Annotated in this window: 10 protein-coding genes and 1 pseudogene; 3 read left to right on the plus strand and 8 right to left on the minus strand. The window is 70.2% G+C overall.

The genetic code is table 11. The features are described from left to right. Window positions 1-79: 79 nt before the first annotated feature. The gene (locus H181DRAFT_RS03020) at window positions 80-592 is read left to right on the plus strand and encodes a flavodoxin domain-containing protein (RefSeq protein WP_045862639.1); all 513 of its coding nucleotides are present in this window, start codon (window positions 80-82) and stop codon (window positions 590-592) included. Between the two features lie 134 nt (window positions 593-726). Here the strand turns inward: H181DRAFT_RS03020 and H181DRAFT_RS03025 are convergent, their stop codons facing one another. From H181DRAFT_RS03025 to H181DRAFT_RS03040, 4 genes are all read right to left on the minus strand, one after another. Continuing rightward, window positions 727-1,611: a universal stress protein gene (locus tag H181DRAFT_RS03025; protein ID WP_045862640.1), complete on the minus strand. Its 885-nt coding sequence runs from the start codon at window positions 1,609-1,611 to the stop codon at window positions 727-729. Window positions 1,612-1,816: 205 nt separating this feature from the next. Then, a complete protein-coding gene (locus tag H181DRAFT_RS03030; RefSeq protein ID WP_045862641.1) occupies window positions 1,817-4,507 on the minus strand; it encodes a cation-translocating P-type ATPase in 2,691 nt (896 codons plus the stop codon). A 95-nt stretch (window positions 4,508-4,602) separates the two neighbouring features. Next, entirely contained in the window at window positions 4,603-5,064 is a 462-nt protein-coding gene (locus tag H181DRAFT_RS03035) for a cyclic nucleotide-binding domain-containing protein (RefSeq protein WP_045862642.1), read from the minus strand. Between the two features lie 64 nt (window positions 5,065-5,128). Then, window positions 5,129-5,803, minus strand: coding sequence for a CBS domain-containing protein (locus tag H181DRAFT_RS03040; RefSeq protein ID WP_045862643.1), 675 nt, complete (start codon window positions 5,801-5,803; stop codon window positions 5,129-5,131). A 419-nt stretch (window positions 5,804-6,222) separates the two neighbouring features. Here H181DRAFT_RS03040 and H181DRAFT_RS03045 point away from each other — a divergent pair, with 419 nt between their 5' ends. Beyond that, window positions 6,223-7,107, plus strand: a complete 885-nt coding sequence (locus H181DRAFT_RS03045) for a universal stress protein (RefSeq protein ID WP_045862644.1) — start codon at window positions 6,223-6,225, stop codon at window positions 7,105-7,107. Between the two features lie 61 nt (window positions 7,108-7,168). On the opposite strand, the gene H181DRAFT_RS03050 is transcribed toward H181DRAFT_RS03045, so the two are convergent. The 4 genes from H181DRAFT_RS03050 to H181DRAFT_RS03065 all read right to left on the minus strand — a co-directional run bounded on the left by H181DRAFT_RS03050 (window position 7,169) and on the right by H181DRAFT_RS03065 (window position 11,563). Then, a complete protein-coding gene (locus tag H181DRAFT_RS03050; protein WP_175439703.1) occupies window positions 7,169-7,606 on the minus strand; it encodes an Ig-like domain-containing protein in 438 nt (145 codons plus the stop codon). A 338-nt stretch (window positions 7,607-7,944) separates the two neighbouring features. Next, window positions 7,945-8,994 carry an IPT/TIG domain-containing protein gene (locus H181DRAFT_RS03055; protein WP_074467687.1) on the minus strand — a complete coding sequence of 350 codons (1,050 nt, stop codon included), beginning with the start codon at window positions 8,992-8,994 and terminating at the stop codon, window positions 7,945-7,947. Between the two features lie 75 nt (window positions 8,995-9,069). Continuing rightward, window positions 9,070-9,813 (minus strand): IPT/TIG domain-containing protein, encoded by a 744-nt coding sequence (locus H181DRAFT_RS03060; RefSeq protein ID WP_045862645.1) that lies wholly within the window; start codon window positions 9,811-9,813, stop codon window positions 9,070-9,072. Window positions 9,814-10,339: 526 nt separating this feature from the next. Further along, window positions 10,340-11,563 (minus strand): MFS transporter, encoded by a 1,224-nt coding sequence (locus H181DRAFT_RS03065; RefSeq protein ID WP_045862646.1) that lies wholly within the window; start codon window positions 11,561-11,563, stop codon window positions 10,340-10,342. Window positions 11,564-11,944: 381 nt separating this feature from the next. Here H181DRAFT_RS03065 and H181DRAFT_RS03070 point away from each other — a divergent pair. After that, window positions 11,945-15,638: pseudogene (locus H181DRAFT_RS03070) on the plus strand (nitrate reductase subunit alpha). Window positions 15,639-15,678 lie beyond the last annotated feature (40 nt).

Raw genomic sequence — 15,678 nt, forward strand, 5'->3', positions numbered from 1 at the left:
CGCCCCCTTCGGAACTGGCTCGCGCGGCAGGACCGCTCGATGCTGGCTCTGAGAAGACGCACATGCGAAGGGGCAGCCGATGGCTTCACCGCGCGTACTCGTCGCCTACAGCAGCAGGAACCGCTCCACGTCCGAGATCGCGTCGTGGATCGGGGCAGGCATGCGGGACCGGGGGCTGCACCCGGACATCTCCGCCGCCGAGGACGTGAAGGATCTCTCGCCCTACGACGCTGTGGTCCTGGGCTCCGCCCTCTACGTCGGACGGTGGCGCCGGGGAGCGAACAGCTTCGCCCGCCGGCACCACCATGAACTGGTCCGGGTTCCGGTGTGGCTCTTCAGCAGCGGGCCGTTGGACCTGTCCGCCGCACGCAGCGAGCTTCCGCCACCGCCCCAGGTCGCTCGCCTCGCAAAGCGCCTCGGCGCCGAGGAGCACCGCACCTTCGGCGGGCGGTTGACGGACGGGGCCACCGGATTCCTTGCAGGTCAGATGCTGAAGGAGAGGATGGGTGGCGACTTCAGGAACCAGCAGGAGATACGTGCCTGGGGACGTGAGATCGCCGCCGCGCTGCTCGCTGCCAGGGAGCGCATATGAGAGGGAGGGCTGGTCCAGCTCTCCCTCTCATAGTCCGAAGGGCCTCCCCACCCGGAGCAGACCCGGCGCCCCGCCTCGGCCCCACCCTTGGCCAACACTCGACAGGACGTCGCCAGGATGCCGGGTGCTGCCGGTCACTCGTGAGCCACGACCGCGAGCGGGGTCTTCACATGGTGGATGGCGGCATGAGCGACATGGCCGAGGTGGGTGCCCGCTCTCGCCTGCCGCGTGCGCCTGCCGATCACGAGCAGCGACGCCTCTGAGGCGGCCTCCAGAAGCATCTCGGAGGGTCGGCACAGAATCGCCCGGTGCGTCAGGCGCACTTCCGGGAACTTGTCGTGCCAGGGGCGCAGGGCTTCTCTGAGCTCCATGTTCGTCCGGTTCTGCAGATCCTCCGTGATCTCCGTGCCGACGGGGTACGTGGGAGCCGCACCGAAGACCGGCGGAAGCTGCCAGGCGTGCAGCACGCGCAGCGGCACGCCGTACCGGGCAGCGGACTGGAAGGCGAACTCCAGGAGTTCGTCACACGGGCGACCGAGGTCCAGGCCCAGCACCACCGGTGGCCGCGCTTCAGCAGCGGCGTACGGGGAGAGCCGGTCCTCACCGTTCGCTTCTTCAGCCTGCGACCTGATCAGGACGACTGGGCACGTGGCGTGAGCCACGGTGGCCAGCGCCATCGAGCCCAGGGCGAAACCCGCGATGCCTCCCAGGCCCCGCGAACCCAGCACCAGCAGGTCCGTCTCCTCGGAGATGTCACAGAGCACGTCGGAGGGCCTTCCCGCAAGCACCTGGCCCACTGTGGAGAGCTGCGGCAACCCGACGGCCAGGTCGTCCGCCACTTCATCGGTGATCAACCGGCCCTGACGCTCCAGGGCTGCTCGGTCACCGTCCATGTCGACGTCCAGAACCCGGACCAAGTGCAGCGGAACCTTCCGGATCAGGGCTTCGTGCGCTGCCCATTCGGCAGCGGCACGGCTGGCCGGAGTGCGGTCCAGCCCCACGGTTACTGATCGCGACATGGCCCCTCCTAGGCTCGCCCGTGCCGTCGACTGCCATGGTCCGGTGCTTTTCCTCCAGCGGCTTGAGTCCAACGAGTCGCGAGAGGGGGACCAACGTCCCGGAAGCGGGTCTGCAACCGGTTCCACGGCGTTCCCGGCCGTCCCCGGCCGTCCCCGAGTGGTGGAGCGCAACCGGGCTCCCCGTGCTGCCCGGAGGCCGCAGCCGTCAGGAAGCGGCGGGGCCTGCGGCCTGGCTGCGACGACAGTGACCGCGGTGACGGCGGTGACGGCGACGCAGCTCGTCGGTGCCCCAGACGATCACCGGGAACGTGGCGATGATCCCCACGACCTCGACGGGCAGTGAAGTGGTGCCGAAGATGTCCTGGACGGGCGGCACCCAGATCACCACCGCTGTGAATGCGAGCTCGAAGCCGATCCCGGCCAGCAGCAACGGGTTGGTGAAAAGACCCACCTGCCGCAGGGAGGCGTGGTCGGTACGCGCAGCGAGAGCGGTGCCTACCTGGCACATGACGATCCCGGCGAAGGTCGTGGTGGTGGCGGTGAGGTATGCGTGGTGGAGGCCGCTCCCGGGCGCGGTCGAATCTCCCGGTCCCCACCCGGCCCGCCACAGGACGTAGAAGAAGGCGCCGGTCACCAGGACGGCGGACATCAGCCCGAGGTACGCCCACGCCCGGACGAGCAGATCCTTGGTGATGACACCCTGGCCGCTCCGTCTCGGTGGTCCGGACATCAGTCCCGGTTCGGCGGGCTCCCGGCCGAGGGCCAGCGCGGGCAGGGTCTCCGTGCCCAGGTCGATGGCGAGGATCTGCAGCACGGTCAGCGGCAGAGGAATCGCGCCGCCCGACAGGGCGAACAGCAGGAAGGGAACGACTTCGGGGACGGCGTGGGCGAAGATGTAGAGGATGAACTTCCGTACGTTTTCATAGACTTGGCGGCCCGACTCGACAGCGGTGACGATGGTCGCGAAATCGTCGTCGGTCAGCACCATCGTGGAGGCTTCGCGGGCCACGTCCGTACCGGACTTGCCCATCGCGACGCCGATGTGGGCCCGGTGCAGAGCGGGAGCGTCGTTCACGCCGTCCCCTGTCATCGCGACGATCTGCCCGTGGGCCCGCAACGCGTCGGCAACCCGGAGTTTGGTCTCGGGGGAGGAGCGCGCGAAGACGACCTCCGTCCCGGCCGTCAGCAACTCGTCCAGCTGACGGTCGGTCACAGCACCCGCGTCCTCGACGACGCGCAGTTCCGGAGAGCCGATCCCCACTTCACGTGCCACGGCTGATGCGGTGACCCCGTTGTCGCCGGTGACGATGTGCACACGCATCCCCGCCTCATGGCAGCGGCGGACCGCGTCGGCGGCCTCCGGCCTCGGCGGGTCGTACAGCCCGACGAGTCCCACCAGTTGCAGACGCGTCTCGGCCTCTTCGCGTACCTGAGGTACCGGGCTCCCCGCGGGAAGCCCGCGCGTGGCCACAGCGAGGACACGAAGACCTCGTTCCGCCATGCCGGTCACAGTCGCCAGGAGGGCTTGACGGTCCCGCTGTTCCGCCAGGCGGGGGAGCACCGCCTCCGGCGCGCCTTTGACGTGTACGGCGAGGCGGTCGCCGCTTCGGGTGACCACGGACATCAGCCGCAGGCGGGGGTCGAAACGGAAGAGCGCCACCCGGCGGGCGTCACGCTCTTCGAGGTCAGGTGCCCGGTTCAGCCGGGCCGCACCTTCGACGAGCGCGATCTCGGTCGGATCGCCCCGGAGGCTTCCGTCCTCGCCCGCGGTGACCGTCGTGCATTCCGCCATCGTCTCGGCCAGGGATGCCGTCCCGGACGCTGAATCTCCCCCCTCGGGTGTCCACATGGTGCTCAGGCGCATCCGGTTGCGGGTCAGCGTTCCGGTCTTGTCGGTGCAGATGACGTCCGTCGAGCCGAGCGTCTCCACGGCGCTGAGACGCTTGACCACGGCGCCGTTGCGGGCCAGGAGGCGTACGCCCAGCGCGAGTGCGAGAGTGATCGTGGGCAGGAGACCCTCGGGGACGTTGGCCACCAGCAGCCCGATGGCGAACGTCAACGCATCGGTCAGCGGGAGCCCGGCAGCCGCTCCCACTCCCAGGAAGGCCGTGCCCAGACCGACGGCGACCGCGGCGATGAACCAGGCGACGCGCTTGACCTGCGCCTCGAGCGGGCTCTCCTCCCGGCGGGTTCTCTGACTGAGTGCCGCGATGCGTCCGAGTTCGGTGTGCGCACCGGTTGCGAAGACGACGGCCTTCGCTTCCCCGCCCACGCAGGTGGTGCCGCTGAAGACCAGGTTGGACTCCCGCAGCGGCGGCACACCAGGTTGCGAGCCGCCGGCCACCCGCTCTACCGGCTCCGACTCGCCCGTCAGCATCGACAGGTCGACTTCGAGCGCTCCGTCGGTCAACCGGGCGTCCGCGGGTACCTTGACGCCTTCCTCCAGCACGATCAGATCGCCTGGGACCAACTCGACGGCGTCGACGGCATGGCGCCTGCCGTCGCGGACGACCTGTGCCTGATCGGGCAAGTAGCCGGTCAGTGCCTCGACCGCTCGTTCTGCCTGGCGTTCCTGGAGGATGGCGAAGGCCGCGTTCAGGACGATGACGGCGACGATCGCTTCCGCCAGGACCGGGGTGCCCGCGACGAGCGCGAGCACTGCCGCTCCCCACAGAAGCAGCGCGAGGGGATGTACGACCTGTCGCAGAAGCTCCCGCCAGAACCAGCCGCGATGCTCACGGCGCACCTCGTTGGCGCCGTAGACGGTCAGCCGCCGAGCAGCCTCCCGGCTTGAGAGGCCGCTCTCCCCGGTCTCCAGCTCCTTGCGCAGCTGCGACAGCGGCTCGCGGGGGTCCACCGCCGGACCTGGGACGTCGTCGTCTGGCGTTCTTGGCATGGCGTACCTTCTGGAACTGCTGTGCGGAGGTCGGCCTTACCGGCCCCTGTCGGTCACTGGTCCGAGGGCCGGGAGCGACAAGGGGCGTCATGGCGTCATGGACGAGGCCCGCTGCCCTGCGGGCCGTACAGATCGAGAAGCCGCCAGCGTGCGGCGATGAGCCGTCCCGCGATGATCTCGGCGACGCAGTGGTTCAGAGCCCGTCCGAGCTCCGGGTCCTCGTCGCACAACGCCCGTACGGCCCGAGCGTCGAACTCCAGCGCTCCCACGGAGGTGAAGGCGCTGGCCCCGAGAGTCCGGACGTGCGGACGGAACAGCCACGACCATCCGAGCAGGTCCTCGGCATGGAGCGATTCCACGATCACGGGCTGCCGGCCGGGCACATGCAGATCGAGGTCGACGGTGCCGGAGCGGACGATCCAGAAGCAGTGAGCCGAACGGCCCTCCTCGAAGATGCGCGTTCCCTTGGCGAAGCGCACTTCATGGGAGTGCTCCATCATCCGCTCGTATCCGGGGGCCGGAAGGACGGACAGCAGCCGGGGTCGCGCTGTCGTCATGACGCCGCCCCGGTCGCCGCGTCCGACCCTCTCCTTGAGGGGCTCGGGCGCCCGCCCCCGCGGCTCACGGCAGGCCGGCCCTGGCGGATGCCGTCTCCGGCCGTCCGGTCAGGTGGCTCCGCACCTTCACCACGCCGTCCACTCCCTGGCACAAGCGTTCTATCACCGCGATGAGATGCACCGGGGTCACCTCACCGCGAAGGGTCACGCAGCCCTCCTGCACCTCGACCGCGAGCTGGCTCGCGGCAAGGCCGAGGGTGCGTTCCAGAACGTCGCGGGTGATCTCCTCCTTTATGGCGTCGTCCCGGCGGAGGAACACGCGTACCAGGTCGGCGCGGCTCAGGATCCCGACCAAGCGGTCGGCCTCGTTCACGACGGGAAGCCTCTTGACCTGCTTGTCCGCCATCACGCGGGCCGCCTCCACGACGTTCCACTCGGGGCGGGCCACCACGGGAGGGCTGGTCATCAGCTCGTCGGCAGTGTCGGCCTCAGTCGGGACGCGACTACCCGGCCGTGGCTCCCGGGACGGCAGAAGACCCGCGGGATCGGGATGCCCGGCCTCCTTGCCCAGCAGGTCGGCTTCGGAGACGACACCGACAGGGTGTTCGTCATCGTCGACCACGGGCAACGCTGTGATGTCGTACTCGGCCAGGATCTGTGCGATCTTCTTGAACCCGGTGTCGCGGTGTACGCGCACCACGGCCCGGGTCATCAGATCGTGGACGGTCCGGTGCTGCATCAGCCGCCTCCTTCGCGTCGCCCGCCAAGGCCACTCGCCCTTTCCCACGATCCCCCGGCGGCGGTGAACCTGCCACAGGGGTCCGGCGCCGCTTCCGCCGCCGGCCACGGCAGCCCGCCGTGCCTTGCGCGCACCCGGCCCGCATGGCCCCGCAGGGCGAGTGCGATCCAACGACGATCCGACCCGCCGATCGTGCAAACCCTGCTGGAAACGGCAGCCGGGGCCTAACCCGTCAGCGGGGCCCTGCAGAGATGACGTGCAGCGCGCCGCGACCGACGTTCTGGTCAAGGTGATGGCGTCGGACCGGCTTTCGCCTCCGGTTGCCGAGACGGCCCGGTGGCGCGACGGTGAAAGTCCCGGTCCGGAACGCGGGGGCGCCGTGCGGCCCGCCCGTCAGGATCGCTCGACCAAGGACGGTGATGGCGATGCCGATGCGTCCGCTGATCGTCGGCACGGACGGTTCCGACCAGGCCTTGCGCGCGGTGGACTGGGCCACCGACGAGGCCTCCGCCCGCGGGCTGCCGCTGAGGATCGTCCACGCGTCCAAGTGGTCCCGGTACGACAGTCCGGCTCCGTCCCTCACCCGTAAGCGGCCGGCGGGCGGCACCGTCGAAGCGGAGCACGTCGTCGCTTCCGCAGCCGAACGCGCCAGGGCCCGGGCACCCCGGGTCGAGGTCACGACGGAGGTGTCACCTGAGGGCGCCGCCCGGGCCCTCGTGGAGGAGAGCGACGGCGCCGCCGCGGTGGTCGTCGGCAGCCGCGGGCTGGGATCGGTGGCCGGGACGCTGCTCGGATCGGTGAGTCTCGCTGTGGCCGCCCGTGCGCGCTGTCCCGTCGTGGTCGTACGTGGCGAACTGCCCGGCGAGCCCCGGAGTCAGGGGCGGATCGTGGTCGGACTGGGGAAGCCGGGCGCCTCGCCCGCCGTGCCGCAGTTCGCGTTCGAAGAGGCGGAGGTGCACGGCGGCAGCGTCGACGTCGTACACGCGTGGATGCTGCCGCACGCGGCGGGCAGGGCTCCCGGCACGGAGGCCGCACCGGAATGGGAGGAACGCCAGAAGCAGGCACTGGCAGGGCTTTCGGATGCGGTGGCCCCCGCGGCCGCCGACCACCCCGACGTCCCGCATGAGGAACTGGCGGTCGAAGGCCCGCCGAAACACATCCTGAACGAGGCCGCGCACGGAGCCCGGTTGCTCGTGGTGGGTGCCCCGGCACGCACTGGAGTCGCCGGACTGCCGCTCGGCCCCGTCACCCACGCGGCACTGCACTACGCGCCGTGCCCGGTGGCGGTCGTGCCGTCGGTGTGAGTGCGGGCCGAGCTCCACCCACCTGCTACCGCAGACTCGTCCGAGACGAGTCATGAGTCCTTCACTCGGTGTGGATGTTGATGCTCTGCACGGGTCCGCCGCACCGGCAGGGGGCCTGCGGGGATGCCGGGGGCGACGATGGGGGCGTGACCGCCGACACCGTGACCGTGGTCGTGTCGTTCGAAGCGAAGCATTCCTCGTTGCCGTTGTATGCGGCGGTGATGGTGTGGGTGCCGGCCGTGTCGAAGGTGGTCGGGTACCTCGCGGTGTTGTCCTCCTCCACCGGCACGGTCTCCAGGATGTCCCCTCCGTCGACGAAGGTGACTCCCAGGCCCCCGCTCGGGCTGTTCGGACACGACACGGTGGCGATCAGCTCCACGGGCGCGCCCACCGCGACGCTCGACGGCACTGCCTGCACCGTCGTGTCGGAAGATTCCTGGGCTGCCGCGGGGGTCGCGAACGCCACGACGGCGACCAGCGCCGTGATAACACTCCCCAACCAGTTCCCCGGTACTCGTCGCCGTTTCACGTTTCCTCCTCCTCGGCGGGCGTGGGCCGCCGATGGTCGACAGGCTTCGCCGGTCTTTGTACGTGGCCGCCCTGGAAATCTACGGAGGAGCGAGTTGCGTGGCTCCACATGGGCTAGGGGAACCACTTGAACGAGGAGAAGCGCGAAACGAATAGGCGCGGCCGCCGCCCCGTAAACCTGTCCGGGAAGACCAAGAGCCGGGTATAGGACGTCACTTCGAAAGTGTTTCTCCCGCGCAGCACATGGCACAGCGGAGAGCAAGGGGTGAGAATCCCCCAGGAATGAACGGCGGTAATTCGGGCTGGACGTCAAAGTATGGGCGGCGGTACGCGGGTGTAGGTCAGGGAGGCGCTGGTCCCGCCGGCGGTGGTCACGTCGACCGGGACGGCGCCGGCCGCACCCGCCGGCGCCACCGCCGCCACGCTGGTGTCCGACTCGACGGTGAACGGCGCGAGCACGGCACCGAACCGCACCGCGGACGTGGTGGTCAGCCCGCTGCCGGTGAGAGTGACGACGGCGCCGGAGCTGACCGGGCCCTGCTGCGGCGTCAGCGCGGACAGGACGGGCGGCGCAACGTAGGTGTAGACAGCGGGGTTGCTCACGCCGCCGGGGGTCGTGACGGTTACCGGGACCGGACCCGCCGGCCGCGGCGGAGCCACCGCGGTGATCTGTGTCGAGGAGTCGGCCGTGAAGCCGGCGGGGGTGCCGCCGAAACCGACCGCCGTCGCACCCGTGAGGCCGCTGCCGGTGAGGACGACGCTCGTTCCCCCCGAGGTCGGGCCCCGCGTGGGGAGGACCACGCTGAGCGTCGGGGGCACGGCGTAGAAGAAGTAGACGGCGTCGGACGTTCCGCCGGGGGTGGTGACGGTGACGGGCGCGGCACCGGTGCCGGCCGGTGTGACGGCGGTGATCTGCGTGGCTGACACGACGGTGAACTGCGCAGGCACCGCACCGAAGTTCACCGCCGTCGCCCCCGTGAGGGCGGTCCCGGTGAGCGTCACAGCGGTGCCTCCCGAGACGGGGCCCCGCTCGGGGGAGATGCCTGTGAGCGCAGGAAGTGCCGCGTAGACGTAGCTGACCCCGTTGCTGGTCGACGCGCCGGACCGGACAGTCACCGTCACGGTTCCGGTTCCTGCGGGGGCCAACGCGGTGATCTTGGTGAGGGAGTTGACAGTGAACCCGGGCGAGGCACGACTGCCGAAGTTGACGGCGGTGACGCCCGCGAAGCCGGTGCCGTTGAGGGTGACGGTGTTGCCACCCGACGGCGGGCCGCCGGCCGGCACCACAGAGGCGAGAGTGGGCGCAGCGGCAAGAGCAGCAACGGGCGCCGGCGTCTCTGCGCGATCGCGGTCGTTCACTACGTCTCCAATGGTTCGTGGTCCCGCCGTGCACCGCCCGGGTCGGGACGGTGCACGGCGGGATTCCTCCGGTCCTCAGATGCCGGGACCCGCGATGTAGGTGTACGCATCCGCTGCGGTGGCGCTGCCGGCGTCGTTGGAGACGACCACGTCCACCGCGCCGGCGGCCCCGGGCGGCGTCACCGCGGACACCGACGCGTCCGAGAGAACGGTGAACGGAGCCGGCGTCCCGTCGAAGGTGACCGAGTCCGTGGAGGTGAGGTTGGTGCCTGCGATGGTCACGGCCGTACCGCCCGAGGTGGGGCCGGAGTCCGGAGTGAGCGACGTGATGGTGGGATCGGCGACGTAGGTGTACGACAGGCCGTTGTTGGTGCCGCCGGCGGTGGTGACGCTCACGCCGACCGGTCCCGCGGCGCCCGCTGGCGCGACGACGGTGAGCTGACTGTCCGACACCACGACCGGGGTGGCGTTGTTGGCGCCGAACGCGACGTTGGTGGCGCTGGAGAGACCGGTGCCGTTGATGGTGACGGTCTCCCCTCCTGCGGTCGAGCCGCCGGCCGGGCTGATGGTCTGCTTGAACGGTGCTCCGACGTAGTAGAAGGGCACTGGATTGCTCGTTCCTCCCGGGGTCGTCACCGTGACCCCGACCGACCCGCTGCCGGACGGTGAGACGGCGGTGACCTCCGTGGGGGAGACATTGGTGACTCCGGTGGCCGACTTGTTCCCGAAGCGGACCGCGGTGGTGCCGCTCAGGTTCGTCCCTGTGATCGTGACGGTGGTGCCGCCTCCGGTGGAACCCTGACTCGGACTGATGGGCATGTCGACTCCTCCTCGCCCGGAATGCTGTACATTTCCGAGCAGCGAAATGAACGGTTCGGAACGCGTGCGTGCAGTGAACGGGAGGTGGCTCTCCCGTTCACTGCACCGCCCCCGGCCCCCGGCTGGATACTCCGAGATCTAATTCGACGGAGAATCAGCAGGATGCCTGACGGTTTCAGGGGTTCAGCTCGCACGCTTACCGAAAATGTCCTGCAAGAAGTAACCCATCCGGTTATCCCGGCGACAATAGCCCGGGCACTTTCTGATCCTCCCGAGGGAGGCGCCACGAAGTGAAAACGGGCGCAGCGCAGGCGCATTCGCTATGAGTCGCTCATAAGCTTGTGTGAGTTAGGGAATCCAGTGGGGGTTCACATGAACCCCCGGAGCCCAGTCACCGACCGAAGTCCCACAACACATCGCACGCCGGGCCATCGCGACCCCAGATCGCCCTGCACCAGCCTGCCCGGACCGGGGTGTACGAGGCGGCGTCCCTGCCGTACGCCCGCAAACCCGGCGGCTGCCGTGGTCAGGCCGCGTCGCCTGCCGCGCGCACCCGCTTCCGTACGGTCGTCGCGGTGAAGGCGGCCGCAGCGGCGCTCGTGGCCGCCAAGAGCACGAAGCCCCAGGTGAATTCGCCTGTGACCCCTTTGACCAGGCCCATCACCAAGGGCGGGAAGAAGCCGCCCAGTCCGCCGGCCGCCCCCACGATTCCGGTGACCGCCCCGACCTTCCCGGGTTCCACGAGCCGGGCGACGAGCGCGAAGACGGCGCCGGCGCCCGCGCCCAGTGCGGCCGCCAAGCCGAGGAAGGCGACGGTGCCGAGCGGGATCAGCGCGGGTTCGGCGGCGCAGACCGCGGCGAGCGCGGTGACGAGGGCGAACACGCACAGGAGCACCGGGACGGCGCCGATCCGGTCCGAGAGCCAGCCCCCGAACGGACGCGCGGCGACCGCGAGAAGGACGAAGCCGGCGGTCCGCATCGCGGCGTCCGACTCCCCGAGCCCGTGTGCGTCGGCGAGGTAGGTGGGCAGGTAGACGTTGAAGGCGACGAATCCGCCGAAGGCCACGGCGTAGAGGAAGGCGAGCTGCCAGGTCACCCCCATCCGCATCGTCGCCGCGGTCCGTGAGACGAGGGATCCCTGCGGGGTTGTGCGCCCCTCGGGGTCGCGCAGCAGAAAGGCAGCGGCCACGGCGTACACCGCGAGAGCGGCTGCGGCCAGGTCGAACGGGAAGCTGCGGGAGACCGCGTCCGCGAGCTGGACGGTGCTGAAGGCGGCGACGGCGGTGCCGCCCGTGCCGACGCCGAAGATGCCCAGCGCGAGGCCGCGCCGCTGCGGCGGGTACCAGGCGTTGACGAACGGCACTCCGATCGCGAAGGTCGTGCCGCCCAGCCCGAGGAAGAAGCCGCCGGCGAGGAACCCTGCGAAGGAGTCGGCGAGGTGGCCCAGGTAGAGCACCGGCAGGATGGTCAGGGCGGAGACGGCCGGGAACATTCGGTGAGCGCCGACGCGGTCGGTGAGGGCGCCGACGGGGATGCGGCCCAATGAGCCGACGACGACGGGCACGGCCACCACCAGCGACTGCTGGAAGGAGCTGAGACCCAGCTCCTCGGCGAGGGCGGAGCCCAGCGGCGCCAGGAGGGTCCATGCCCAGAAGGCGATGGTGAAGCCGGCGGTGGCGAGCGCGAGCATGCGCGCCGGCTGGGCCGATACCTGCGCCGAGCCTTCAGCGGATGTGCTGGTCAGCCTCATCGACCCCTCCTTCCGGGGCTCGTGGCCGAGACCCCTCCGGCACCCGCCGCCGCACGGTGCGTGGCCGCCCCGGGCCGCTCTGTCCGGGGCCCGAGCGTGCCCGTGACGTTGCGCAGAGAGTCAGCTGCCCACCCGACCGGGCGGCGGAAACCACCGTTACGGGCTATCTGTTCCGTTGTGCGCAATTCATGCATGAATGGAGTGAAGATCGGGACAGACAGGTAAATTTCACTGCCAGATGCCCTCTCGCCCGTCCGCGCATGCGAGGTGACGTTCGTGACGGACAGCTCAACTCCCAAGCCGGACACGGCGGACGGAGACGGAAAGCGCGGCAGGGACCGCGGCGGCACGGACACGGCCGACGGCTCTGCTGCACAGGCGCTGCTGCGCGCGGGGCGCTTCTTCACCCGCCGGGAGGTCACGCCCGACCTGCGTGCCGAATTCCGCAAGGGGGGCCGGGAGGGTGACGTCTTCTACCGGGACCGGTGGAGTCACGACAAGGTGGTCCGCTCGACGCACGGGGTGAACTGCACCGGTTCGTGCTCGTGGAAGGTCTACGTCAAGGACGGGATCATCACCTGGGAGAGCCAGGAGACCGACTACCCCTCGGTGGGGCCGGACTCCCCGGAGTACGAGCCGCGGGGCTGTCCGCGCGGAGCGGCCTTCTCCTGGTACACCTACTCGCCCACCAGGGTCCGGTTCCCGTACGCACGCGGGGTTCTGACGGAGATGTACCGGGAGGCCAGGGCCCGGCTGGGCGACCCGGTGCTGGCGTGGGCCGACGTCGTCGAGGATCCGGAGCGGCGCCGCCGGTACCAGCGGGCCCGGGGCAAGGGCGGCCATGTACGCGTCTCGTGGGAGGAGGCGGTGGAGATGGTCGCCGCCGCGCATGTGCACACGGCCAAGCGGTGGGGGCCGGACCGGATCGCGGGGTTCTCGCCGATCCCGGCGATGTCGATGGTCTCGCACGCGGTCGGCTCGCGGTTCGTCGAGCTGATCGGCGGCTGCATGACGTCCTTCTACGACTGGTACGCGGATCTGCCGGTGGCCTCCCCGCAGGTTTTCGGCGACCAGACCGACGTACCGGAGTCCGGCGACTGGTGGAACGCCGCGTACCTGCTGATGTGGGGCTCCAACGTCCCCGTCACCCGCACCCCGGACGCACACTGGATGGCCGAGGCCCGCTACCGCGGCCAGAAAGTCGTGGTCGTCTCGCCCGACTACGCCGACAACACCAAGTTCGCCGACCAGTGGCTGCCCGCACAACCCGGCACGGACGGGGCGTTGGCCATGGCGATGGGCCACGTCATTCTCAAGGAGTGCTTCGTCGAGCGGCGGGTGCCCTTCTTCGTCGACTACGTGCAGCGCTACACCGACCTGCCGTTCCTGGTCACTCTGGAGGAGCGGGACGACGGGTACGTGCCGGGGAAGTTCCTGCGCTCCAGCGATCTCGGGGGGACGGAGGAGGGCGCCGAGTGGCGGACCGTGCTGGTCGACGGCCGCACCGGAGAGCCGGTCGTGCCGGGCGGGACGCTGGGTGACCGGTGGACGGAAGAGGGCGCGGGGCGCTGGAATCTCGAACTCGGCGATGTGACTCCGCAGCTGACCCTGCTCGGCGGGGACGCGGAGCCGGTCGCACTGCTGCTGCCGCGCTTCGACACCTCGGACGACCCGGCGACGGGCGCCGACGCCGCGGTACTGCACCGCGGGGTCCCGGCCAGGCGCATCGGGGGCCGGCTGGTGACGACGGTCTTCGACCTGATGCTGGCTCAGTACGGCGTACGGCGGGAGGGACTGCCGGGTCACTGGCCGAGCGGTTACGAGGACGCCACCTCGCCGTGCACGCCGGCCTGGCAGGAGACGCTGACGTCGGTGCCCGCCGCGAACGTCCTGCGCATCGCACGGGAGATGGCGCACAGCGCCGAGCGCTCGAAGGGCCGCACCATGATCATCATGGGGGCGGGGATCTGCCAGTGGTTCCACGGCGACGCGACCTACCGGGCGATCCTGGCCCTGCTGATGCTCACCGGCTCGATGGGACGCAACGGTGGGGGCTGGGCGCACTACGTGGGGCAGGAGAAGTGCCGGCCCGTGACCGGCTGGTCGACGCTGGCTTCGGCGTCGGACTGGCAGCGCCCGCCGCGGCAGGCGATCGGTACGGCCTACTGGTACACCCACACCGACCAGTGGCGCTACGACGGATACCGCGCCGACGCCCTCGCCTCACCGCTGGCGAAGGGCGAGTTGGCCGGGCTGCACACCGCCGACACGCTCGCTCTGTCCGCACGGCTGGGCTGGATGCCGTCCTACCCGCAGTTCGACCGGAACCCGCTGGACCTGGCCGACGAGGCGGAGGCCTCCGGGCAGGACGCCGCGGCGTACGTCGCGGGGAAGCTGGCGGCCGGCGAGTTGGGCTGGGCCTGCGAGGACCCGGACGCCGAACAGAACTGGCCGCGCTGTCTGACTCTCTGGCGGGCCAACCTGCTCGGCTCCTCCGCCAAGGGCAACGAGTACTTCCTGAAACACCTGCTGGGAACGGACTCCAGCCTGCGGGCCGACGAGACGCCGGAAGACCTGAGGCCGCGCGATGTGACGTGGCGTGAGGAGGCTCCGGAGGGCAAGCTCGATCTGCTGCTCGCCCTGGACTTCCGCATGACCAGCTCCACGCTGCTCGCGGACGTGGTGCTGCCGGCGGCGACCTGGTACGAGAAGCACGACCTGTCCTCCACGGACATGCACCCCTTCGTGCACGCCTTCACCCCGGCGATCGATCCGCCGTGGGAGACCCGCTCGGACTTCGCGGCGTTCACCTCCGTCGCCCGCCGCTTCAGCGAACTGGCACGCGAACACCTCGGCGTACGCCGCGACATCGTCACCACCCCTCTCCTGCACGACACCCCCGGCGAGACGGCGCAGCCGGCAGGCAGCGCTCAGGACTGGCGCGCGGAGGGCACAGCCCCCGTGCCCGGCCGTACGATGCCCGCCGTCACCGTCGTCGAACGGGACTTCACCGCCGTCGCCGACAAGCTCGCCTCGCTGGGGCCGCTCACCGAAGAGCTGGGGCTCGCCACCAAGGGCGTCGCCTTTCACCCGCAGCCGGAGGTCGGCCGTCTCGCGCAGCTGAACGGAGTGATGCTCGGCGGAGCCGGCGACGGACGGCCCGCCCTGGACACCGACGCCAAGATGGCCGAAGCCGTCCTGGCACTGTCCGGGTCGACCAACGGCCGCCTCGCCGTGGAAGGTTTCCGCAACGCCGAGCAGCGCGTGGGACGGCCGCTGGCACATCTGGCCGGGGGCAGCGAGGAGCGGAGGATCACCTTCGCCGACACGCAGGCGCAGCCCGTTCCGGTCATCACCTCCCCGGAGTGGTCCGGCAGCGAGACCGGCGGTCGCCGCTATGCCGCGTTCACCACCAACGTCGAGGAGCTCAAGCCCTGGCACACGCTCACCGGGCGGATGCACTTCCTCCTTGACCACGACTGGATGCACGAGTTCGGCGAAGCGCTGCCCGTCTACCGTCCGCCGCTGGACATGCACCGGCTCTTCGGCGAACCGCGGACCGGTCAGAACGGCGAGAAGGCCGAGAAGGCCGAGAAGGCCGAGAAGGCCGAGAAGGCCGAGAAGCAGGTCACCGTCCGCTATCTGACACCGCATTCGAAGTGGTCGATCCACTCGGAGTACCAGGACAACCTGTTCATGCTGTCGCTCTCCCGCGGCGGCCCCACGGTGTGGATGAGCCCCCAGGACGCGGAGACGATCGGCGCGAGCGACAACGACTGGGTGGAGGCCGTCAACCGCAACGGCGTGATGGTGCTGCGCGCGATCGTCTCGCACCGCATGCCGCCGGGAACCGTGTTCGTGTACCACGCGCAGGAACGCGTCGTGAACGTGCCCGTGGCGGAGACCAGCGGACGGCGCGGCGGCATCCACAACTCGCTGACCCGCATCCTCATCAAGCCACCTCATCGGCGGCTACGCCCAGCTCTCCTTCGCCTTCAACTACCTCGGCCCCACAGGCAATCAACGCGACGAGGTCACCGTCATCCGCCGCCGCTCCCAGGACGTGAGGTACTGATGCCCCGCCGCGAAGCACGTACAGGAGCCCGCAGCGCAGG

This window comes from Streptomyces sp. WMMB 714, assembly GCF_900090125.1.
Lineage (GTDB): Bacteria > Actinomycetota > Actinomycetes > Streptomycetales > Streptomycetaceae > Streptomyces > Streptomyces daqingensis.

What these genes read in the sequence shown, in the direction of transcription:
- H181DRAFT_RS03020 (WP_045862639.1), top strand. Translation starts at nt 80, where the DNA reads ATGGCTTCACCGCGCGTACTCGTCGCCTACAGCAGCAGGAACCGCTCC.
- H181DRAFT_RS03045 (WP_045862644.1), top strand. Translation starts at nt 6,223, where the DNA reads ATGGCGATGCCGATGCGTCCGCTGATCGTCGGCACGGACGGTTCCGAC.
- H181DRAFT_RS03040 (WP_045862643.1), bottom strand. Translation starts at nt 5,803, where the DNA reads ATGCAGCACCGGACCGTCCACGATCTGATGACCCGGGCCGTGGTGCGC.
- H181DRAFT_RS03060 (WP_045862645.1), bottom strand. Translation starts at nt 9,813, where the DNA reads ATGCCCATCAGTCCGAGTCAGGGTTCCACCGGAGGCGGCACCACCGTC.
- H181DRAFT_RS03065 (WP_045862646.1), bottom strand. Translation starts at nt 11,563, where the DNA reads ATGAGGCTGACCAGCACATCCGCTGAAGGCTCGGCGCAGGTATCGGCC.
- H181DRAFT_RS03035 (WP_045862642.1), bottom strand. Translation starts at nt 5,064, where the DNA reads ATGACGACAGCGCGACCCCGGCTGCTGTCCGTCCTTCCGGCCCCCGGA.
- H181DRAFT_RS03025 (WP_045862640.1), bottom strand. Translation starts at nt 1,611, where the DNA reads ATGTCGCGATCAGTAACCGTGGGGCTGGACCGCACTCCGGCCAGCCGT.
- H181DRAFT_RS03030 (WP_045862641.1), bottom strand. Translation starts at nt 4,507, where the DNA reads ATGCCAAGAACGCCAGACGACGACGTCCCAGGTCCGGCGGTGGACCCC.